The organism is Natronomonas aquatica, from assembly GCF_024449025.1.
GTDB lineage: Archaea > Halobacteriota > Halobacteria > Halobacteriales > Haloarculaceae > Natronomonas > Natronomonas aquatica.
The window spans coordinates 14,404-33,525 of sequence record NZ_JAHLKM010000028.1 but is presented as its reverse complement, the minus strand read 5'-3'; the positions used below and the strand labels follow the sequence as shown (position 1 = coordinate 33,525).

Genomic DNA, 19,122 nt, shown 5'->3' with positions numbered 1-19,122 from the left:
CGACAACGCAGACAAGAACGGTGCGCTGAATATCGGTAAACGAGCCTTGGGCAAGTTCTCGAAACCGCTGTCCGAGGTGGGGGCTGTACTGGCACAGCCCGAAACGCAGGTCATCGTCCAATGTGACGACGAACCTGCGAACCGCTCCGTGTCCGTGGGTTCAACCCCCAGTGGGGGAACCCCACGGCTGTAGCCGTGTGGAGGATGTCAGACGGCTGTAAACGCGCAAAGGCTGGACTTGACTATGCAGACCACGACGACCATACTGCCGCCGCAGCGTACTTGATAGCGATGGAGCGGCGGCTCAACGAGGACTGAACGGTAGTGACGGGCTATCCCGTACTTATTCGTCGCTTTGGTTGGCCAGGTATTCTGCCAGATCTGTTGTGGTAATGATACCGACAGCCTCTCCGTTGTCATCGACGACTGGCAGGTGGCTGATGTTGTGCGTTGTCATTACCGTCGCTGCAGTTTCAATCGTCTCATCCGGTCTTGTCGTTATGAGATCGGTCGTCGCGAAGGCATCTACAGACGTCCGGTGGGGATCGACAGCGTCCGAAGTCATCGTGACGTAATCTGTCGATGTGAGGATCCCAACTGGGTGGCACTCCTCGTCGATGATGACGACGGAGTTGGCCCCGGCTTCTCTCATCGCATCGGCCACCTCCGCGGCAGAGTCGTTCGGAGCAACAGTCAGTACCGGCGAACTCATCAGTTTCTCAACAGTCTGATCAGCCATGGTCTACTTTAACAGAGCGTGTTAAATAATAGTTCACCTCCCTGCAATACGGTGGTTGGGACCTTCCCGGCTGTACTGATTGTGACCCCCACACTTGTCGTCACAGCGCTCCACACAGTGTTCGAGTACCATCTCCAGACTCTCAAGATGATCCCGTACGTTTGAATCCCGACGGTTGACGCAGTGGTAACGGTCCGGTTACCGCTGGAGCGTGTCGTCCTCTAGGAAGTGGTCGATGTGGTGGGCGTCGTCTTCGATTTCAGAGAGGATGTCCTGTAAGAGATCGGCTGTTCCCAGGTCACCCAGTTGCTGGGCAAGCAGTGCGTCCTCACGGAGTGTCGTCGCCAGTGTCTCGTAGGCAGCGAGGTCGGCCTCAATCGACGACCGGATGTCGTACACTGTCTCGCCCTCGAAGGCAACGAGGCTACGCTCGATGGCTGCTTCCGGGCCTGCTACGGGAACGCCTCCGAGTGCCGTTATGCGCTCGGCGAGATCGTCGGTGGCCTCCTCTATGTTCTCGTAACTATCGCCCAAGAATTCATGAATACTGAGGAACTCCGGCCCTTCGACGTTCCAGTGGTGCTTTTGAATCTGCCGGGCGAGGATCTGCAGGGTAGCGAGGGAGTCGTTGAGTGTCACGACGAGCTCCGCAGCCGCTTCCTCATCGATCCCCAGCGGGTTCGCTTCGTGTGCGTCAGCAGTCTGTAGTACGGTACGGTCGGCGGTAGTGGGTTCTGTCTCCATCGCTGTATACGATAGAAGGGGGCTATTAACTTCGGACTTTGTTCGGATATATGCAGAATCTCACGCCGGATATCTCCGGATGACACGATATCCACTCATTAATATTTTTGAAACGAAGTAGAGCGGTTAAAACGGGAGATTTTAACGCATAGAGGACAGTGGGCAAATCGAATTATCGGAGGAATAATATTGGTATGTTCCAAGATGCGTGTATGCGGGAGTTCGTTTTCACGCTGTCGTATGAACGCGGTGTGGACAAGCTGGTGGATGCGTTCATCGACCATCCGGATGTGAAGGCACTGTCGACGACATGTGTGGCGACAGCCGAACACATGTGGCGCGTGGATAACCTGTTCGGCCCCGAGAGCGCCCTCGACCGGATCGAGGAACTCTTCGTCGATGAAAGTCGGTGCAACGAGTGTCACGCCGTCAGCTGCGACACCGAACGTAGCCACGAGGTGCTGGACCGGGCACCGACGTACAGGGTACTGTACACACACCGCCGTGAGATCCATGGCTGTCACTCTATTCCGTACCTGGCTGTCGAACACGTCGGTTCAGGCGTGCTCTTCGAGACCGAGCGAACCGGAAGCACCTACGAGTGGACCGTACTCATGCCGGACGACACAGGCGTTGGGAGGCTCTACGACGCGGTCAATGCGGAACTCCGTGACGGCGTCACACTCGATCTCGAACATGTCACGAGCCAGCATGGGTGGCGAGCCGGGACACTCACCGCAACCGAACTCTCACACGCCCAGCGGAAGGCGATCAAAGCAGCTGTCGCACACGGTTATTACGAGACGCCACGGGAATGTACGATCACTGAACTCAGCGAGCGCCTAGATGTTGCGCGGTCAACGTTGCAGTATCGGCTCCAACGGGCCGAATCACAACTGTTCGCCACGCTCGTCGACGATATGCCCTGATACGCACAGAGACAGGTCGTGTTCGGAGAAGACGGGATGGAACACGATCTCGAGAGCAATCGCGTTCGATTTTCGAAAAGGTCGAACTGAAAGGGAGCTAATTAGACGTTCACGACTTTTACTACCGGACGCGGCCACACGTTGATTTCTCATCGGTCAACAGGCCACAGGGCAATCGACCAGCGTGAAACTGAACGCACGATTTGGCTGAGGTTCTATACACCCGGCACCGGCTGATCCGTCGTGGGTCGCCGCCGCCGAGAGACAGGTCAAGATCGGCCCTAAATGGATGGTTGTTCGAGGCGATTGATACAGAATCGGAGTCACTACTCGAGGATGCTGCCAATCGGGCGGAGGCAAACGACCGGCGAGAAATCCAACCGCGCGGCGTATAACACCTTCACCTGCGGTGGCGGGCGCCGGTGAGAGGATCGGTCCAATTCTTCTCGGTATTCTGTTAGGAAGAGCTGTGCAAGATGTAGAGCCAGAGGCTGTATTAACCGGAGATGGGATCAGGTGATACTTGATCTACTCGACACTGGTTCGGAGTGAATTGTGGCTCAGTGAACCCGAAGCTACTGACAGCGCTCACAGCACCCGTAGTCGGTATCCCTCAACCGCCCCCTTTTCAGTGACTCGGCCAGCCTCGACCGCGGTGTCGAGCAGGTCGGCAACGAACTCTTTGGGCACCCCGATTCCGATAAAGTCGGTTCCATCACGTCCCGTCGTCAGCCGTGCCATCGCTCGGTTCGTCCCGTCGTCTTTGTAGATGCTTCCAACGCGGTTGCCGTTCCGCAGGAACCGGAGAGTGACGTCGGTTGGGTCGATTAACTCGAAGCTTACCTCGAACACTCGATCTTCACCCTCTAGCCGTGCTAACATGAGTCCGTCAAGCTCGGCGATGGTCGTCTCCATTGGTTGGCGTACAAGACATAGGGCGTGTATCTCACACGCCACAGGTAGCGACGTTGGATATCCCTTGATAGCCACGGATGAGGTACGCTGTTGTGAAGACTGACTGCCGGGCTGCGTTCAACCGATGGAGACGAGCAGTTAATCGGGCCGCCACCGGCCACCGATTTCATCCCGGGGGTAGTCCTGATATGTGCCATCAAGATACGTGGTGACACGACCATCCTCTTCGCTGAGCGTGATTGCCCACAGCACGTTCTCCCGGAGCGATGTTTCTAGGGCACTCATGTGTTTGGTTCCCATCCAATCGGGGTATTCAAGCTCCGCGACAGCTGGCACCTCGGTATGACTGGGGCTTCTAACCCGAACCATCTGTCGTTGAACCGATCCATCACCGGTCACGATGATAGCGCCATCCCGGCTGAATGCGACGTCTTCGGCAACCCGCCGAAAAGCCGAAGACGAGTCGTGAACAAGTTTACACCGATCGGTCGGCCAGGTGTTTTCTCCGAGCGGGTCGGTGTATTCTTCGAACTCGGTTTCGGCAACGATCAGAAAATACAGGCTTGGACCACTTACATACTGTTCGTCCCACTTATCGAACTCCATGCTTAATGATTCGGCGACGTATCGGATCTCGTCCATGAGATCCTGACTGGTCGCGTACTTTTTCAGAACTTGGTCCAGTTCTTCCATAGACCTGTTATCACGATTATTACGGGAGTTTATTAAATTCTGCCCGGATCCGATAGGCGACGATCGCCTCGAACAGATAGAGCAGTCGACTGCTGTAATTTCGTGGCCGGGAGGGCTCCCGGCCGTCGCCAGTAGTTCTCTTATCATTAATAATAATATACCTCGGCGTAAGAGCTGAATATGAGGCTCCCGGAGACACGAGACCTCTTTGCCCGAGAAATAGACTTTCCGGCAACGAAAGAGTCGGTCGTCAACGCTGTCGGCGATACGGACCTAGATGCGCCGAGCGGCCAAACCGAAGCGATCGCAGATGTCCTCAAGCGTACTGAAACGGAGAATTTCCGGTCCAGCGACGAACTCTACGATACGCTCGTAACGTTCGTTAGCGACGCGTTCATTGGCCGGAAGTTCTACGACGACCGCGGGACATCAGTCGGAGACGAAAACGAGGAGGTGCATTTCTGATGCCTGTGACGGTTGTTTCGGGCGTTACCGGTGTCGGAATGTCGAGTATCTGCCAGACGGCCAGAAAAGACCTCCCGGAGGAGTACACGCTCATCAATTTCGGCGACAGCATGCTCGAGCAAGCGGCTGCACACGATATTACCACAAATCGTGACGAGCTGTCGTCGGTGTCGCATCGGAAAATCCGTCGCCTCCAGCGGCGAGCTGGTGAGTTTGTTGCCGATCGCGCCGAGGGGGATCACATCCTGTTGGCGACACATTTGGCCGTCGACACTGACAAGGGGTTTATCGACGGCCTCCCTGACGACGTCCTCAGTGAAATTTCTCCGGATCTATTCGTCGTTGTCGAAGCCGAGCCGGCGCTGATCGTCGATCGACGCGACCGGAGTGACCGGGATATAGAGCCTGCTTCCCCTCGAACGATCGAGTTCGAACAGCATCTCAACCGGTCGGCAGCGCTCGAGTACGCCCGCGATCAAAACGCGCCGATCGAGTTCGTCGAGAACAGCGGCGGGGTCAACGAAGCCGCAACCGAACTGCTCGAAATACTCGACGACGGTCACAGCTGAGGTCACGACCGACATCCAAAGCGCCGCACACTACGTCACATTCAGTAGTCCCCGAGTACGCCGAGTCGCCGAGCCCGTTGTGTCGCGAAGTAGGCGGTTCGCTCGTTGGGGTGGGGCCACTGGCAGAGCCACGCTCGTCAACGGCTTTGCCTTTCAGTAGCTTTGGTCCGTACTCCCTGCGATCAGCTTTCGGCGAGGGGCCGATAGCCGTCGCCGTCCAGCGTCCCACCATTTACACGCACATCTACTGGTGCGCCTGCGCTGCCCGACGTGGGCGAGAAACGACCTTCCTCCCCCGTGACAACTGACGGCAAAACCCTACCCTCCACGAGCGACTCATCAGGGTGAGCAAAGCAAGGTGGGGTCGGCTACTCGCTAATGAACTTGTTGTCGCGCCAGTTGACCGTGTTCTCGGACTCGCGCTCCCGGGGGTCGTCGATGACCTCGACGCTTGCGGCCCGCTCTTCGCCGTCGACGATCCGGACGGCTTCGAGTTCGTCGTCGACAGCCGCGATCGCGGTGAGTGCCCCCTTATCAGCGTATTTTGCGAGCCCACACAGCACCTCGAACATGGGGTACTGAAGCGCCGTGTTCTGTAAGACCGTCTCGCGGTCGCCCTTGAAACAGGCGTACTCGACGAGCTTCGAGTTCACTTCCAGTTCCTGTTCTTGCATCTGGCCGCCGTCGCCGAAGTTCCCCCACTGGGGACCGTCGTCGTCGCCGACGGACGCCCCGCCCTCCTGGTTTTCGGGCGGTGTCTCCTGCCATCCGTCCTCGGTCTCGTACAGCCGGTTTTCCGTGATACTCGCCTTCAGTTGTGCGGTCGGCGTGTACTTCGAGATGTTGTTCTCGGCGGCAACGGCGCTGACGATGAGAGTGTTGTTTCGCCTCGTTACTTCGACGTCCTCGATCTCGACGGGCAACTCGTACTCGTCGAAGAATTCGTGGACGTCCTCGAGCTGCAGTTCCAGTGTCGAATGAAGTCTGTATACGCGACTGGTCATAGTGTACCCTGTCCCACAGCGGGGGCAGTCCCCCTGAAGCGAGTGGTTCGCCTCGATATACGCGCTCATCACTTATATCACCTGCCCTTCAGCATGTTAAATCGTGTCACACCCTCGCAGTCCGGCGGACCTGTTCGCCCCGCGTCGTCCGGACGGCGGTGGCTGCGACCGTGGTCGGCATCGGTTTTTCGCCGCCGGGACACGACCGACCGGGGAGTTAAGCCGCTGGGAGCGATACAACTAGGTGATGACGGAGCACTACCAGGTGACGGTCGTCGGCGGGGGCCCAGCCGGGCTAACGACGGCGCTGTATGGGGCCCGGCTCGGACACGAGACCGCGGTGATCAACCGAGGTGGGGGTCGGGCGGCGATGATGCTCGATACCCACAACGTCATCGGCGTCACCGAGGACGTCTCCGGGAAGGAGTTCCTGGAGACGGCGATAGAACAGGTCGAATCCTACGGCGCCGACTACCGACGGGGGACCGTGACCGGTATCGAACCGATCGAGGAAGGGTACCGCCTGACGGCCGGCGATACCGAGATAACGAGCGAACACGTCGTGTTGGCGACGGGCTTTTCCGACGAGCGCCCCGACCCGCCGTTGCCCCGGACGGGGATGGGGCTGCATTACTGTTTGCACTGTGATGCGTACATGTTCGTCGACGAGCCGGTCTACGTGATGGGAACCGACGACTCCGCCGCCTACGTGGCGATGATCATGCTGAACTTCACGTCGGACGTCGATATCCTCACCCGGGGGGAGGAACCGGAGTGGTCCGACGAGACCGAAACGATGCTCGAGAACCACCCGATCGACGTCGTCGAGGCGGAGATCGCCGGTATGGAGAAAGACGACGACGGCTGGCTCTCTGCCTTCGTCTTCGAGGATGGGACGATCGAGGAGTACCGCGGGGGCTTTCCGATGTACGGCTCGGATTACAACACCGATCTCGCGGAATCGCTCGGCGTCGAGCTCAACGACGACGGGACGATCGCAGTCGACGACCACGGCCGTACGAACGTCGACGGGATCTACGCCGTCGGCGACGTCACGCCCGGCCACAACCAGATCCCGACGGCGATGGGCGAGGGCGCCCGCTGTGGGATCGGCAACCACTACGATCTGCGGGCGTTCCCCCGGACGGTCGAGGAGATCGAGGAGCGAGGCCCGGTCACGGACGCCGACGTGCCGGCGGTCTCCGAGGAACTGCTGCGCCACGCCGTCACCCACGAGGGCCACGCCGGCGGCGCCCGAAGCGAACCGGCGGCGGCGGCGGCGGACGACGACTGAACGGCGCTCCGTTCTCGTTTCCCGTATCCGCGCTGCGTCACAGTAACCGCCAGCCAGTACTCCGGGCGGTCGATCGCCCCCGACATTGTACAGTATTACTGTTCGTCCTACAATAATCACGCATATAGTGAATATTAAGGTAGCAGAGAACAATAATGGTAATATGGAGACACGCAAGGTACAACGGCTCGGCCCATCGACGCTGGCGATGACGCTGCCGGCCGAGTGGGCGAGCGACCAGGACGTCGAGAAGGGCGACGAGGTGTCGCTCCGGGAGGGGAGCAAGGGGACGCTCACCGTCATGCCCGAGTCCGTCCAGAAGGAGGAAAGCGAGGCGGTCATCCACGCACAGAATCTCGATGCGGATTCCGTCGAGCGGGCGATCGTCGCCCAGTACGTCCTCGGCCGGCGGATCATCCACGTCGAGGTCGAGGAGGGGGGAACGCTCGATTCCGCCCAGATCAACGCCGTCTACAACGCCGAGACACAGTTGATGGGGCTGGGCGTCATCGAGGAGACGCCCGAGCGGATCGCGATCCGCTGTTCGGTCGACCCCGAGGACTTCACGCTGGATAACCTCCTCGAGCGACTCGAATCGACGGGGTCGACGATGCGAAACGAGGGTATCAAGGCGCTTGCCCACGGCAACCCCGATCTGGCCCAGCGGGCGCTGAACCGCGAACGCCAGGCCAACAAGATCTTCGTGTTGCTGTTGCGGCTGATCTTCACCGCCTACCAGAACCCGAACCTCGCCCGCACTGTTGGGCTGGATTCGGGTTTTCCGCTTATCGGCTACCGCTCGATCGCGAAGAACCTCGAACTCACCGCCGACAACGCCGAGGACATCGCCGAGATCGTCCTTGAGACCGAGGGCCACACGCTCAACGTCGACAGCGCGACGATGCGCCGGATCAGGGAGTTCACCGACCAGGTGAACGACCTCACCGAACTCGGCGTCCAGGCCGCGGTCAACCGCGATTACGACATGGCCATCGAGACCCGGGAGGCCTTCGCCGAGATCCGCAACCGCGAGATCGAGATCCTCGAGGACCTAGAGGAGATGCCGAACGAGGACCTCCTCCGGGTGCGGGAAGTGCTCGTCAGCCTGGGCCAGACCGCCCAGTACGCGGTTCGGAACGCCGAGATCGCGACGAACCTCGCGCTCGACGAGGACAGCGGCCACGTGACGATCAAGTGACGAGACGGCGTACTACAGGGGGGACGCCTCGCGACGCCGCTGGCGGACGTACAGCACCACCGTACTACAGAGGGCGACCCCGACGAAGGCGGCGGTGATCGCGAAGGCGACCCGGTAGCCGAACTCGGTGTAGACGGCCGTGCCGTCGACGACGTCGCCGGTCCGGTATCTGTCGACCGCGAAACCCATCAGCGTCGGCAGGACGGTCGCGCCGAAGAAGCCGGCCCCGTTGACGACCGCGGTCGCGACGCCGCTTGCCTCAGTCGGGTACCGCTCTTTGATGATCGGCAACGCGAGCATCGTCACGCCGAGACAGCAGCCGATGAGGAGATACAGGAGCGCGACGACGAAAAGCGGCGGCGAGCCGAGGATCGGGATCACGGAGAGGACGACCACGAAGAGGGCGAAGCCGGCGATCATCGGGAGGAAGCGCTGACCGATCCGATCGGAGAGCCAGCCGACGCCCGGCCCCCCGACCAAGATTCCGACCGAGCCGAGTAAGGTGAAATACGACGCCGTCGTGACGTCGAGGTCGTACACCGCGACGAGATACGGGACGCCCCACAGGCCGATCACCGTCAGGATCGTCCCCATCCCCGAGAAGAACACGGTCGAGAGCAACCACTGGTCGGGATCGGTCGCGAGTTGTTTGAGATACCCGGCCGTCTCGGCGAGCGTGACCGAGTCCTGTTCGGGGACGTCCTCGATCGGATCGAGTCCGGCCGCCATCGGCGACTGTCGTGCGAGAACGAAGACGGCGGCCGCGGCGAGAAAGCCCACGACGCCGAGACCGGACACGGTCGAACGCCAGCCGAACCACTCGACGGAGACGGCAAGCGGCGTCGTCGCGAGGATCGCCCCGGTACCGGCCGCCCCCCCGGCAGTCAGCCCGGTCATCGTCGCGAACTCGTCGACCCGGAACCAGTTCGCACAGAACCGCAGGATCGTCACGAAGATCACGCTGCTACCGAGCCCGACGAGCGCCCGCGAGGCGAGGGCGGCCGGATAGCCGCTGCTTACGGTGAACCCGATCGCGCCGAGGCTGAGTACCGTCGCGCCGAGCGAGCCGACGTACCGTGGGCCGTAGCGATCCGCGAGCGCGCCGGCCGGGATCTGGCTGAACGCGTAGATGATGAAAAACGAGGCGTGCAGCGTCCCGAGCTGGGTGGCCGAGATCGTGAAGTCGGTCGTCAGCTGCTCGGAGAGGACCGCCGTCGAGAGCCGGTGGATATTGACGAGCAGGAACACGAGCGCGAGCGCGCCCCAGCCGAGCCAGCGCCGTTTGGTCGGATCGTGCAACAAGCTCACAGTCGCCACTTCTTCCGATCCTTCGGTAAATGTTGCGGTGTCCAACGAGGCGGCCTCGTGGATCGAATTCCACTCGTCAGTCCTCGAGGACGCGGACCTGGGGGTCCGAATCGGCCTGTGACCGCCAGAGCGTGGCGTATACGCCGCCGAGATCGAGCAGGTCCTCGTGGGTCCCCGATTCTGTGATCTCACCGTCCTCCATGACGACGATGCGGTCGGCCTCTTGGATCGTCGAGAGCCGGTGGGCGATGACGAAGGCGGTCCGGTCCTCGATGAGTCGATCGAGGCTCTCCTGGATGAGTTCCTCCGTCTCGGTGTCCACGTCGGAGGTCGCCTCGTCGAAGACGATGATGGACGGGTCGTTGAGCAGCGCCCGCGCAATAGCGAGCCGCTGTCGTTGCCCGCCCGAGAGCTTGACACCCCGTTCGCCGACGGTCGTGTCGTATTCCTCCGGGAGTTCCCGGATGAATTCGTGGGCCTCGGCGGCCTTCGCGGCCTCGACGATCCGATCGCGACCTTCTGTTTCGGTCACGTTGGTCCCCTCGTCCCACTCGGCGTCCAGCACCGCCCGGTCGCCGTAGGCGATGTTTTCGGCGACCGTGCCCGAAAACAGGTAGGGGTTCTGTTCGACGATCGCGATCTCCTCACGGAGCGCCCGGAGGCCGTACTCGCGGACGTCGACGCCGTCGACGCGGACCGACCCCGAATCGACGTCGTGAAACCGGGGCAGCAGTTTCAGAAGCGTCGATTTCCCCGCGCCGGTCGGGCCCGCGAGTCCGATCGTCGTTCCCGCCGGGACCTCGAGGGAGACGTTCCGGATCACGGGATCGCGGCCGCCGTACCCGAACGTCACGTCCTCGAAGGCGACGTCGCCGGTCACGGATTCGGGCTCGTGGGAGTCCGGCGGTTCGGTCACGGTCGGCTCCTTGCCGAGCAGGCCGAACACCCGTTCGGCGCTCGATTTCGCGAGCTGGTACCTGTTGGCCGACTTCCCGACCCGGCGCATCGGCGAGTACAGCCGCCGGAGATACAGGAAGAAAAGCGCGAAGGCACCCGCCGACAGCGCGCCGGGATCGCCGGCGATGATGTCCGACCCGCCGATATAGAGGACGAGGACGAAGACGACGCCGGTCGTCAGCCGGAGCGAGGCGAAGAACGCCCGGCGGATGCGCAGCGCGGCCACCTTCTCGTCGTGGTAGGTCCGGCTCTGGGCGGCGACCCGGCCGCGCTCGAAGGCGTGGCGGTTGAAAGTCTTGATGACCGCCGTTCCGCCGAGGTTGTTCTCGAGTCGCGTGTTCAGCCGGGCGACCGTCTCCCGGATGGATTTGTACCGCGGTTCGATCCAGTCGAGAAAGAGCCCGCTCGCGAGGCCGATGACCGGGACGGGCGCGAGGGCAACGAGCGCGAGTTTCGGCGAGTACGTCCACAGCACGATCGAGATCCCGCCGACCGTCGCGACGACGCGGATCAGCTGGCGGAACTCGGTGTTGAGGAACTGCTCCAGGCGGTTGATGTCGCTGTTGAGGATCGACATCATGCCGCCGGTCTGATGTGAGACGAAAAAGTCCATCGAGAGGTGCTGGAGGTGGTCGTAGGTGTCGTTCCGGAGGTCCCGCTGGACTTTCTGGGCGGTCGACTGGAGCAGGTAGCGGGAGGCGAACCGGGTCGCCGACCGGACGAGATACGCCAGCACCGCGATGACGACGAGCTGTTCTAAGAGCGCGATACGGGCGGCCTCGCCGGTGATCTCGCCGCCGGGGGCGACTCCGACCTCGGAGAGGAGGCCGGGCTCGCCCGACTGTAACACCACGCGGTCGATCGCCGTCGCGACGACGATAGGCGGAACGAGTCTGGCGAACCGCGTACAGAAGGAGGTGAAGACGCCGGCGGTCAGCCGGATCCAGTAGGGCCGGGCGTAGGCGAGCAGGCTCCGGATCGGATGCCCATCGAGGCTCTCGCGGACGTCCTCGAAGCCGCCTTTGTCCTCGGACATACCAAACGTTGCGGGTACGGCCTCAAAGATCCCGCGCTCGCGGGCGATCGCGCACGGCCGGCGGCGTCTGGCCGGCGACACCGCAGGCTGGCTGATCGCCGACGTCCGACCGCCGACGCCGCAGGCAGGGGGAACGTTTAGGATCGATCCGCCCCACGGACGGATGTGAGACGGGTCGAAGTGAGCACGGTCGTGTATCTCCCGCCGGCGGAGGTCTACGAGTTCCTCCTCGGGTTCCGGGAATACGCGGAGTATTCCGAATACCTCCGGTCGGTCCGGCAGTTCGGCGACGGCGGGACCGGCACGGAGTACGAACTCGAGTTCGCGTGGTGGAAGCTGACGTATACGGCCCACTCGGAGGTGATCGAGCTCGACCCCCCCGAACGGATCGAGTGGCGGCTGACGGAGGACATCGACGCCGCCGGCCGGTGGCTCGTCGAACCGATCGGGGAGGGAACGCCCGGGGAAGACGCCGACCCGAAAACGGAGGTCACGCTCGTCGTCGAGTACGCCTCCGAATCGGTCGACGACGGGGGCATCGACCTCCCGCTGTTCGTCTCCCTGGAGTGGGTCATAGAGAAGATCAAACCGAAGATCGAAAGCGAGGCCGAACGCATCGTCCGCCGCGTCGTCGCCGATCTGGAGGGTGAGACCCGCGACGTCGAGTTGCGGATCGCGACCGGGTGAGCGGCCGGAGCCACGGTAGTTTTTATATCGTCGCATCGAACGTCCGTCGATGCTCGCGGGCGAAAACGTCGCGTTGGGCGTGTCGGGCTCGATCGCGGCGGTCAAGACAGTCGAGTTGGCCCACGAACTCCGCAGGCAGGGCGCCGAGGTCCGGGCAGTGATGACCGACGCCGCACGCGGCATCGTTCACCCGTGGGCCGTCGAGTTCGCGACCGAAAACCCGGTCACGACGGAGATCACGGGCTCGGTCGAACACGTCGAGCTGTGCGGATACGACGGCTGGGCCGACGTCCTGTTGCTCGCGCCCGCGACGGCGAACACGATCGGGAAGGTCTCGGGCGCGATCGACGACACGCCGGTGACGACGACCGCGACGACGGCGCTCGGTGCGGACGTGCCGGTCGTCATCGCGCCGGCGATGCACGAGCCGATGTACGACCACCCCGGCGTCCTCGAGGCGATCGAACGCCTCGAATCGTGGGACATAGACTTCGTCGACCCCAGACTCGAGGAAGGAAAGGCCAAGATCGCAAGCGAGGAAGCGATCGTCCTCGCGGTCGCCCGCGCCGCCGGCGAACGGCCGCTGGCCGGCCGCCACGTCGTCGTCACGAGCGGTCCGACCAGCGAGGCGATCGACCCGGTTCGGGTGCTCACGAACCGCGCCTCGGGGCGGACCGGCCGCGCCGTCGCGAAGGCCTGCTACGTCCGCGGGGCCGACGTGACACTCGTCCACAACGGGGAGCGCGTGCCCTACGCCGACGTCCTGTCGGTCGAAAGCGCGGCGGAGATGCTCGATGCGGTCCGGTCGGTCGCGGAGGAAGCCGACGCGCTCGTCTCGGCGGCCGCGATCGGCGATTACACCGTCGAGACCGCCCCCGAGAAGATCCGTTCGGGGCAGTCGCTGACGCTGGAGTTGGAACCGACGCCGAAGCTCATCGATACGGTCCGCGAGGAGTACCCTGGGCTTTCGATCGTCGGCTTCAAACTCGAAGCGGGCGACGACGACGAGGCGATGATAGAACGGGCCCGCGAGACGCTCCGGCGGGCGGAGTTATCGTTCGTCGTCGCCAACGACGCGAGCGTGATGGGCAGCGAGACGACCCGCGTTCTCCTCGTCGGGCCGGACGACGTGACGGTTCGGGAGGGAAACAAAGCCGAGGTGGGCGGTCACATCGCCGACGCGCTCGCCGAAACGCTCGGATAGCTGTCGCGTTACTGTCGTCGGAGAGTGGAGATCATGCCTCGATGACGCGTTTTTCCGAGTAGGTCGTCCCGCAGGCGCAGGCGGCATAGCCGTGGAGGACGTCGCCCTCGGCGTAGAGCCCGCCGACGGCCTCGTTTTCTTCCTCGACGAAGGCGAAGAGAAACTTGACGTAGTGGTCCTCGCCGTTCTGGGCGTCGGGACAGGTCCCGCCCGTACAGTCGGCGTCGATCTCGCCGTCGGTGTCCATCGCCATCCCCGCAAAATCCATCGCGCCGAGCCCCGTCGCCTGCTCGAACGCTGCCCGGCCCTCCTCGCCGGGTAACACCAGAACGACGCCGTCCTCGACGCGCGAGCCGATCTCGAGGAGGTCCTCGATCGATCCGATTCCCTCCTCGTGGAGATAGATGAGGACGTCGTCGGGGCGCTCCCCGCGGCAGAACGCCCCCTGAAGGGCGCTCGTTTCGGGACCGTCGCTCACGACGGGTTACTCCTCGTCGCCGTCTTCGCCGAGCAGTTCCTCGATCGACTCCTCGCCGCGGGTCGCGACCTTCGCGTTGATCTGGCGGGTCTCCTCGGAGACCTCCGCGCCGCGGACCGTGACGCGTTTCCGCTCGCCGTCGACAGTGGGGTCGAAGCCGACGCCGCCCGTCGAGAGGATCGCCTTCGTCTCCGCGCCGTCGATCTCGCCGTGCATCGGCCGGCCGGCCCGGTCGGAGCCGCCCGTGATCTCGATCTCGTACCCCGGGAGATCGACCGCGTCGCCGTCGACCGTCTCGCCGATCGATCGGCCGATGAACCGGTTTGCGTCCTGTCCGTCGACCTCGAACGAGTAGGTGGTCCCGTCGTCGTCGCCGACGATGACCTGAAAGTCTGCCATACCGATGAACACTGGATCCGAGGCCAAAAGGGTATTGAAACGGCCGTCGGGTTCGGCGTCTGTCTTCTCTGTGCGTGTACGAAGATCAGCTACTCCCGTCACCGTCTTCGCCGACTCCCGAGATCTCCGGTCCCTGAAACGCCTGCAATACGATCCGTTGATCGCCCGCCGGGGAAAGCACCGTCACGATATCGTGGGGACGGATCTCGGTGTCCCCCTGCGGTGTTTTCACGGTCTCGTCGCGCTCGATCGCGACGACGAGCGTGTCCTCGTCGAGAACGCCGTCCCGGGTGGCTTCCTCCAGCGTTCGGCCGGCGATCGGAGCGTTCTCCTGTACGGTCAACTCGACGACGTCCGCCCGGCCGCGCAGGCTGATGTAGTCTTTCAGCGGGTCCGCACGCCGGCTCTCCGAGGGACCGAACGAATCGTAGGGGAACCGCATCTGACGCTGAACGAGGAACTCGTCTTTGATCTCGACGCTGTACTTCGAGATCTCTCGCCCGATCTGCCGGAGATCGGCCGTATCCTCCCCGACCACGGGGACGTGGGGATTCGTCTGCCCGCCGATTACAGGATCCGCCGGTCGATGTCGTCGAGCCGGACGCCGTCGTTCATACCCGTCCTGCGAGCCAGGCTGTGTTATAGGTTCGTGCCATCGGCACTCCAACGGGAACACGGTGCGTTTGAGTAACCGAAATAAAGGCGGTATAAATTTTCATCCCGCAAGTATAGTCAGTACTTTTAAATAAAATTCGGGTATTCATCCGGTATGAAGTTGTTCGGTGAAACGCGGATCAATCGATCGGAGCGACCGATCGACGGTCCAGTTCCCGCGATGGTGATCTAGATAATGGTCGAACACACTCGAACGCTCGATTTCAAGATCGCGTTCGCCATCGGTCTCGGGACCATGATCGCCGCCGGGATCTTCTCGCTTTCGGGGACCGCGGTCGCGGAGATCGGCTCCAGTGCGGTCATCGCCTTCGTGATCGCGGCGGTCATCGCCGGAATCACGGCGGCGGCGTACTCGGAGTTCGCGTCTATCTACTCCGAAAACGGCGGGGGGTATCTGTTCACCTCACGCACTTTCGAAGACCGGGAGTATTTGACCTACGGGATCGGGATGTCGCTCTTTTTGGGGTATACCGGAACGACCGCGTTCTATCTCGCGACGATGGACGAGTGGTTCGTCAGGTTCGTACTTCCCGAGCAACTGGCGTGGCTCCCACACGGGTCGACAGCGGTACTCGCGGCAGTGTTGCTGGGTGTATTGAACGCCCGTGGGACCGAGGAGTCCGGAACGTTCCAGCTGCTCGTTTCGGGTGCGAAAGTCGCGGTGCTCATCGCGTTTATCGCCGGCGCGTTCACCTTCCGTGGCCCGACCACTGCGGTGGGGAATTTCACCGCACAGTTTTCGACCGATATCGTCGGGATCCTCTCGATCGCCGCGCTCGCGTTCATCACGTTCTTCGGGTTCTCCGCGATCGCCGCCAGCGCGGGCGAGATAATCGAACCGCGGAAGACGGTGCCGCGAGCCATCGCCGCGAGCATCATCACCGTTACCGTCCTCTATGCGCTCGTCATCGTCGCGATGACGAACTCGACGGTCCCGCCCGAAGTCATCGCCCGGGAGGGCGAGACGGCGATGGGCGAGGTTGCAGCCGGGTTTCTCGGCCCGATCGGCCGGTCGTTGATCGTCGCCGGAGCGGTCTTTTCGATGGTGTCGGCGTCGAACGCGTCTATTCTCGCAGCCTCGAGTATCGGATCGCTCATGGGCCGACGGGGACAGGCGCCGCGGGCATTCGCACGGATCCACTCCGCGTTCCGGACACCCTTCTGGAGCGTGACGGCGGCGACGGGGGCGATCGTCACGCTCATCGTCGTGTTCATCGCCCTTTTCCCCAGCGAGGGCGGGATCGCTCCGATCAATCTCGGACTAACGGTCCTTACCGGCTTTGCGACGTTCAATCTGCTCTTGCCGCTTGCGATCGTCAACGGCGCGTTGATCTACCACCGGCGGGCGTTTCCCGACATCGAACGGGGGTTCCGTGTGCCGGGTGTGCCGGTCGTTCCCGTACTCGGGATCCTCGCGAACCTCGGGTTGATCTACAACCTCCCCCGGCGCGGCGTCGTGACCGGAGTCGGCCTGACCGTCGCGCTGTTGGGTATCTATCTCGCGTGGGGCGGACAGCGGGAGATCGACGAACTGGTCCGGCGGGTGTATCCCCCCGAACCCGCCCGAGGAGAGGAGGCCGAAACGGAACGGTCAGTCGAACCGGACAGGGAGTATTTCCGCGTTCTGGTTCCCATCGCCAGACCCGACAACGCGCCCGCACACGTCCGACTGGCCGAGCTACTTGCGGCCGGACAAAAAAAAGAGCCCTTGATCGAGGTGGTCACCGTCACCGAAATCCCCGATCAGACCCCTCACGAGGTCATGGCCGACGTCGCAGGCGAGCGGGTCGAACGGATCGAGGAAGTCCTCGAAAACGAGGATCTGAGCGTCGAGTACACGGTCGAGGGCCACACCTGCCGGGACGTCGCCTTCGATATTCTCCAGTCGGCACGGACGGACGGTGTCGATCTGATCCTCATGGGCTACCCCGAAGAGAACGACGAGATCACGAAGCAGGTCGAGTATACGGCGCCGTGCGACGTCGTGTTCGCGAGCGGGATCGGAACGACCGACGTCGAACGGATAAACATCGGGGCGGGCGGCGGCCCCCATCACCTGGCGGCGGCAAAGCTCGTTCGGCAACTCGGCGAGCAGGGGATCGAAGTGAACGTCATCTCCGTCGATCCGGTCGGCGAGGAAACGGCGGAGGATCCGGCCCGGACCGTCTCGGAATTAAACAGCGTTCCGGACCTCCACGTGTACAACGTCTCCGCGGCGAGTATCGGGGAGGGGCTCGTCGAAAAAGCCAAAAGCGAAGGCGGAATTTTGGTCATCGGCGCCTCGCGGGACCGCCGGCTCCGCCAGTGGGTGTTCGGAAGCACCCCCGATTCGGTGATCCAGCGGGCGAAACTGGACGGCGTTCCGGTGCTCGTCTACGCGAGTTCGACGAGCGTCCCCGAACAGATCGAGGACTACCTCTTTCCCGTATACCGGTATCTGCTCAAGTGGACGGACCAGGTCCGGGGCGAAACAGGTCGACGCACCGTCGAAACCTGACGCCATCGCCTGGTTCGAGTCGTCGGCCAACGCGACGGCCGTCTTCCCCGATGTCTCTGTTCGGCGGGAATCGATCGGTGAGAGCCCCGCAAGCCGATACCTCCGAGAGCCTCTAGATCAGCGTCGCGGCGGTGGCGATCATCCACATCGCCATCAACAGCGCAAAGAAGATCGCCATGAGTTTCTGTCGGTCCATACGTGCTTTTCATTTTCACTTCATATAATCCCCTCGCCCGAGACGGGGACCGAGCGGTCCGCCCCGGGGCCGGAACCAGCTCCCGGGTATAGCTCCCGCTACTCGACCCGGGCGTCGACGACCCCGTGGACGACTCCCGCGCTGTGGCTCTTTACCCGCCGCGTGTCGCGCACCTCGAGCGATCGATCGGCGGCTTTGACCGCGTCGGTCAGCCGATCGAGGGGACGGTCCGGAAACAGCGGTTCGGGCGTCGCCTCGTGGAGATGCAACATCCCGCCGGAAACGAGCGCGTCCAGCGCCGAGTCGAGGTACTCGTAGGCGTCGTAATACCCCGCAACGACGCGGTCGGCGACCGTCTCGACGCCCCGGCAATCGCCCAATACCGTCCGGACTTGGTCGGTGACGCCGTTGCGCCGGACGTTCTCGACCAGAAGCCGGTAGGCGTCGGGATCGATCTCGGCGGCGGTCACCGTCGCGCCCGCCTTCGCCGTCGGCAGTGTGAAGTAGCCGATCCCGGCGAACATATCGAAGACGCGCTCGCCGGGGGCGACGACCTCGCCCATCCGGGCGCGCTCGGCTTTGTTCCCCGGCGAGAACATCACTTCGGCGAAGTCGATCGCGTACTCGGTCCCGTGTTCGACGTGGACGGTCTCGGTCTCGCCGACGCCGGCGACGACCGCCGCCGAGGGATCCCGCCGTTGCCCTTCGATCCCCCCGCGTGCGAGGACGGTATCGGCGTTGCCGTGCAACGTCAGCAGGGCCTCCCCGACGGTCTTTCGGTCGGCTTCCGCGAGCGTCCCGGGGGCCGAGACGTCGCCGAAATCGACCAGAACGACGCTGCCGATGACCGCCCACGACGACGGCGCGGCCTCGGCGACGGATTCGTCGGCGCCACGCTCACGGAGGATCGCCTCCAGCCCCCGACTCCGCCGCGGGAGGTCGATCCGGCGGACGGCAGAGACGTCCGTCGAGTCGGGGACTGCGGTGACCGGGATCGCCACGTGGGTCCCGTCGCGGGGCTCGACACGCCGGGTCTCGTCGTAGACCCCCTCCGAGCGGAGCGACTCGATCACGGTCTCGGCCCGCGGTTTCTCGACGATCGCCGCCAGATCGTCGGTCCTGTCGGCCATGGGTG

Annotated in this window: 19 protein-coding genes and 2 pseudogenes; 9 read left to right on the top strand and 12 right to left on the bottom strand. The window is 63.0% G+C overall.

All coding sequences use genetic code 11. The annotated features are described in order from the left end of the window. Nucleotides 1-193: pseudogene (locus KM295_RS14110) on the top strand (RNA-guided endonuclease TnpB family protein); the annotation flags it as partial. Nucleotides 194-343: 150 nt separating this feature from the next. Here the strand turns inward: KM295_RS14110 and KM295_RS14105 are convergent. Both KM295_RS14105 and dpsA read right to left on the bottom strand, forming a co-directional pair. Then, complete coding sequence (locus KM295_RS14105; protein WP_256030616.1) at nucleotides 344-739, bottom strand: CBS domain-containing protein; 396 nt, start codon at nucleotides 737-739, stop codon at nucleotides 344-346. A 198-nt stretch (nucleotides 740-937) separates the two neighbouring features. Continuing rightward, the gene (gene dpsA / locus KM295_RS14100) at nucleotides 938-1,483 is read right to left on the bottom strand and encodes a DNA starvation/stationary phase protection protein DpsA (protein ID WP_256030615.1); all 546 of its coding nucleotides are present in this window, start codon (nucleotides 1,481-1,483) and stop codon (nucleotides 938-940) included. A gap of 194 nt (nucleotides 1,484-1,677) precedes the next feature. Between dpsA and KM295_RS14095 the strand changes: the two genes are divergently transcribed. Further along, nucleotides 1,678-2,412, top strand: a complete 735-nt coding sequence (locus KM295_RS14095; RefSeq protein WP_256030614.1) for a helix-turn-helix domain-containing protein — start codon at nucleotides 1,678-1,680, stop codon at nucleotides 2,410-2,412. Nucleotides 2,413-3,000: 588 nt separating this feature from the next. Here KM295_RS14095 and KM295_RS14090 read toward each other — a convergent pair. Both KM295_RS14090 and KM295_RS14085 read right to left on the bottom strand, forming a co-directional pair. Then, nucleotides 3,001-3,327, bottom strand: a complete 327-nt coding sequence (locus tag KM295_RS14090) for a hypothetical protein (protein ID WP_256030613.1) — start codon at nucleotides 3,325-3,327, stop codon at nucleotides 3,001-3,003. Between the two features lie 138 nt (nucleotides 3,328-3,465). Further along, nucleotides 3,466-4,020, bottom strand: a complete 555-nt coding sequence (locus KM295_RS14085) for a diadenylate cyclase (RefSeq protein ID WP_256030612.1) — start codon at nucleotides 4,018-4,020, stop codon at nucleotides 3,466-3,468. A gap of 180 nt (nucleotides 4,021-4,200) precedes the next feature. Here KM295_RS14085 and KM295_RS14080 point away from each other — a divergent pair, with 180 nt between their 5' ends. Next, the gene (locus tag KM295_RS14080) at nucleotides 4,201-4,485 is read left to right on the top strand and encodes a DUF5789 family protein (RefSeq protein WP_256030611.1); all 285 of its coding nucleotides are present in this window, start codon (nucleotides 4,201-4,203) and stop codon (nucleotides 4,483-4,485) included. Then, nucleotides 4,485-5,054: an adenylate kinase gene (locus KM295_RS14075; RefSeq protein WP_256030610.1), complete on the top strand. Its 570-nt coding sequence runs from the start codon at nucleotides 4,485-4,487 to the stop codon at nucleotides 5,052-5,054. Before KM295_RS14080 ends, KM295_RS14075 begins: the two co-directional genes overlap by 1 nt. Before the next feature lie 182 nt (nucleotides 5,055-5,236). On the opposite strand, the pseudogene KM295_RS17165 reads toward KM295_RS14075, so the two are convergent. Both KM295_RS17165 and KM295_RS14070 read right to left on the bottom strand, forming a co-directional pair. Beyond that, nucleotides 5,237-5,338: pseudogene (locus KM295_RS17165) on the bottom strand (RNA-guided endonuclease InsQ/TnpB family protein); the annotation flags it as partial. A gap of 84 nt (nucleotides 5,339-5,422) precedes the next feature. Then, entirely contained in the window at nucleotides 5,423-6,058 is a 636-nt protein-coding gene (locus KM295_RS14070; protein ID WP_256030617.1) for a DUF7110 family protein, read from the bottom strand. 247 nt (nucleotides 6,059-6,305) lie between these two features. Between KM295_RS14070 and KM295_RS14065 the strand changes: the two genes are divergently transcribed. Continuing rightward, entirely contained in the window at nucleotides 6,306-7,352 is a 1,047-nt protein-coding gene (locus KM295_RS14065) for an NAD(P)/FAD-dependent oxidoreductase (protein WP_256030609.1), read from the top strand. Nucleotides 7,353-7,515: 163 nt separating this feature from the next. Then, complete coding sequence (locus tag KM295_RS14060; protein ID WP_256030608.1) at nucleotides 7,516-8,550, top strand: phosphate signaling complex PhoU family protein; 1,035 nt, start codon at nucleotides 7,516-7,518, stop codon at nucleotides 8,548-8,550. 12 nt (nucleotides 8,551-8,562) lie between these two features. Here KM295_RS14060 and KM295_RS14055 read toward each other — a convergent pair whose 3' ends face one another. Then, nucleotides 8,563-9,858: an MFS transporter gene (locus tag KM295_RS14055; RefSeq protein ID WP_256030607.1), complete on the bottom strand. Its 1,296-nt coding sequence runs from the start codon at nucleotides 9,856-9,858 to the stop codon at nucleotides 8,563-8,565. Between the two features lie 76 nt (nucleotides 9,859-9,934). Beyond that, nucleotides 9,935-11,851: an ABC transporter ATP-binding protein gene (locus tag KM295_RS14050; RefSeq protein ID WP_256030605.1), complete on the bottom strand. Its 1,917-nt coding sequence runs from the start codon at nucleotides 11,849-11,851 to the stop codon at nucleotides 9,935-9,937. Between the two features lie 165 nt (nucleotides 11,852-12,016). Between KM295_RS14050 and KM295_RS14045 the strand changes: the two genes are divergently transcribed. Both KM295_RS14045 and coaBC read left to right on the top strand, forming a co-directional pair. After that, entirely contained in the window at nucleotides 12,017-12,538 is a 522-nt protein-coding gene (locus KM295_RS14045) for a type II toxin-antitoxin system RatA family toxin (RefSeq protein ID WP_256030604.1), read from the top strand. Nucleotides 12,539-12,587: 49 nt separating this feature from the next. Beyond that, entirely contained in the window at nucleotides 12,588-13,742 is a 1,155-nt protein-coding gene (coaBC, locus tag KM295_RS14040) for a bifunctional phosphopantothenoylcysteine decarboxylase/phosphopantothenate--cysteine ligase CoaBC (RefSeq protein WP_256030603.1), read from the top strand. Between the two features lie 31 nt (nucleotides 13,743-13,773). Here the strand turns inward: coaBC and KM295_RS14035 are convergent, their stop codons facing one another. The 3 genes from KM295_RS14035 to KM295_RS14025 form a co-directional block, all read right to left on the bottom strand. After that, nucleotides 13,774-14,220, bottom strand: a complete 447-nt coding sequence (locus KM295_RS14035) for a DUF5807 family protein (protein WP_256030602.1) — start codon at nucleotides 14,218-14,220, stop codon at nucleotides 13,774-13,776. Between the two features lie 6 nt (nucleotides 14,221-14,226). Beyond that, nucleotides 14,227-14,619: a 30S ribosomal protein S6e gene (locus KM295_RS14030; RefSeq protein WP_256030601.1), complete on the bottom strand. Its 393-nt coding sequence runs from the start codon at nucleotides 14,617-14,619 to the stop codon at nucleotides 14,227-14,229. An 85-nt stretch (nucleotides 14,620-14,704) separates the two neighbouring features. Then, complete coding sequence (locus KM295_RS14025) at nucleotides 14,705-15,157, bottom strand: TrkA C-terminal domain-containing protein (protein ID WP_256030600.1); 453 nt, start codon at nucleotides 15,155-15,157, stop codon at nucleotides 14,705-14,707. Nucleotides 15,158-15,469: 312 nt separating this feature from the next. On the opposite strand from KM295_RS14025, the gene KM295_RS14020 reads away from it, so the two are divergent. Then, nucleotides 15,470-17,791, top strand: coding sequence for an amino acid permease (locus KM295_RS14020; RefSeq protein ID WP_256030599.1), 2,322 nt, complete (start codon nucleotides 15,470-15,472; stop codon nucleotides 17,789-17,791). Between the two features lie 294 nt (nucleotides 17,792-18,085). On the opposite strand, the gene KM295_RS14015 is transcribed toward KM295_RS14020, so the two are convergent. Further along, nucleotides 18,086-19,117, bottom strand: coding sequence for a class I SAM-dependent methyltransferase (locus KM295_RS14015; protein WP_256030598.1), 1,032 nt, complete (start codon nucleotides 19,115-19,117; stop codon nucleotides 18,086-18,088). Nucleotides 19,118-19,122 lie beyond the last annotated feature (5 nt).

What these genes read in the sequence shown, in the direction of transcription:
- KM295_RS14030 (WP_256030601.1), bottom strand. Translation starts at nt 14,619, where the DNA reads ATGGCAGACTTTCAGGTCATCGTCGGCGACGACGACGGGACCACCTAC.
- dpsA (WP_256030615.1), bottom strand. Translation starts at nt 1,483, where the DNA reads ATGGAGACAGAACCCACTACCGCCGACCGTACCGTACTACAGACTGCT.
- KM295_RS14090 (WP_256030613.1), bottom strand. Translation starts at nt 3,327, where the DNA reads ATGGAGACGACCATCGCCGAGCTTGACGGACTCATGTTAGCACGGCTA.
- KM295_RS14105 (WP_256030616.1), bottom strand. Translation starts at nt 739, where the DNA reads ATGGCTGATCAGACTGTTGAGAAACTGATGAGTTCGCCGGTACTGACT.
- KM295_RS14085 (WP_256030612.1), bottom strand. Translation starts at nt 4,020, where the DNA reads ATGGAAGAACTGGACCAAGTTCTGAAAAAGTACGCGACCAGTCAGGAT.
- KM295_RS14095 (WP_256030614.1), top strand. Translation starts at nt 1,678, where the DNA reads ATGTTCCAAGATGCGTGTATGCGGGAGTTCGTTTTCACGCTGTCGTAT.
- KM295_RS14065 (WP_256030609.1), top strand. Translation starts at nt 6,306, where the DNA reads ATGACGGAGCACTACCAGGTGACGGTCGTCGGCGGGGGCCCAGCCGGG.
- KM295_RS14015 (WP_256030598.1), bottom strand. Translation starts at nt 19,117, where the DNA reads ATGGCCGACAGGACCGACGATCTGGCGGCGATCGTCGAGAAACCGCGG.
- coaBC (WP_256030603.1), top strand. Translation starts at nt 12,588, where the DNA reads ATGCTCGCGGGCGAAAACGTCGCGTTGGGCGTGTCGGGCTCGATCGCG.
- KM295_RS14080 (WP_256030611.1), top strand. Translation starts at nt 4,201, where the DNA reads ATGAGGCTCCCGGAGACACGAGACCTCTTTGCCCGAGAAATAGACTTT.
- KM295_RS14060 (WP_256030608.1), top strand. Translation starts at nt 7,516, where the DNA reads ATGGAGACACGCAAGGTACAACGGCTCGGCCCATCGACGCTGGCGATG.
- KM295_RS14070 (WP_256030617.1), bottom strand. Translation starts at nt 6,058, where the DNA reads ATGACCAGTCGCGTATACAGACTTCATTCGACACTGGAACTGCAGCTC.
- KM295_RS14020 (WP_256030599.1), top strand. Translation starts at nt 15,470, where the DNA reads ATGGTCGAACACACTCGAACGCTCGATTTCAAGATCGCGTTCGCCATC.
- KM295_RS14050 (WP_256030605.1), bottom strand. Translation starts at nt 11,851, where the DNA reads ATGTCCGAGGACAAAGGCGGCTTCGAGGACGTCCGCGAGAGCCTCGAT.
- KM295_RS14075 (WP_256030610.1), top strand. Translation starts at nt 4,485, where the DNA reads ATGCCTGTGACGGTTGTTTCGGGCGTTACCGGTGTCGGAATGTCGAGT.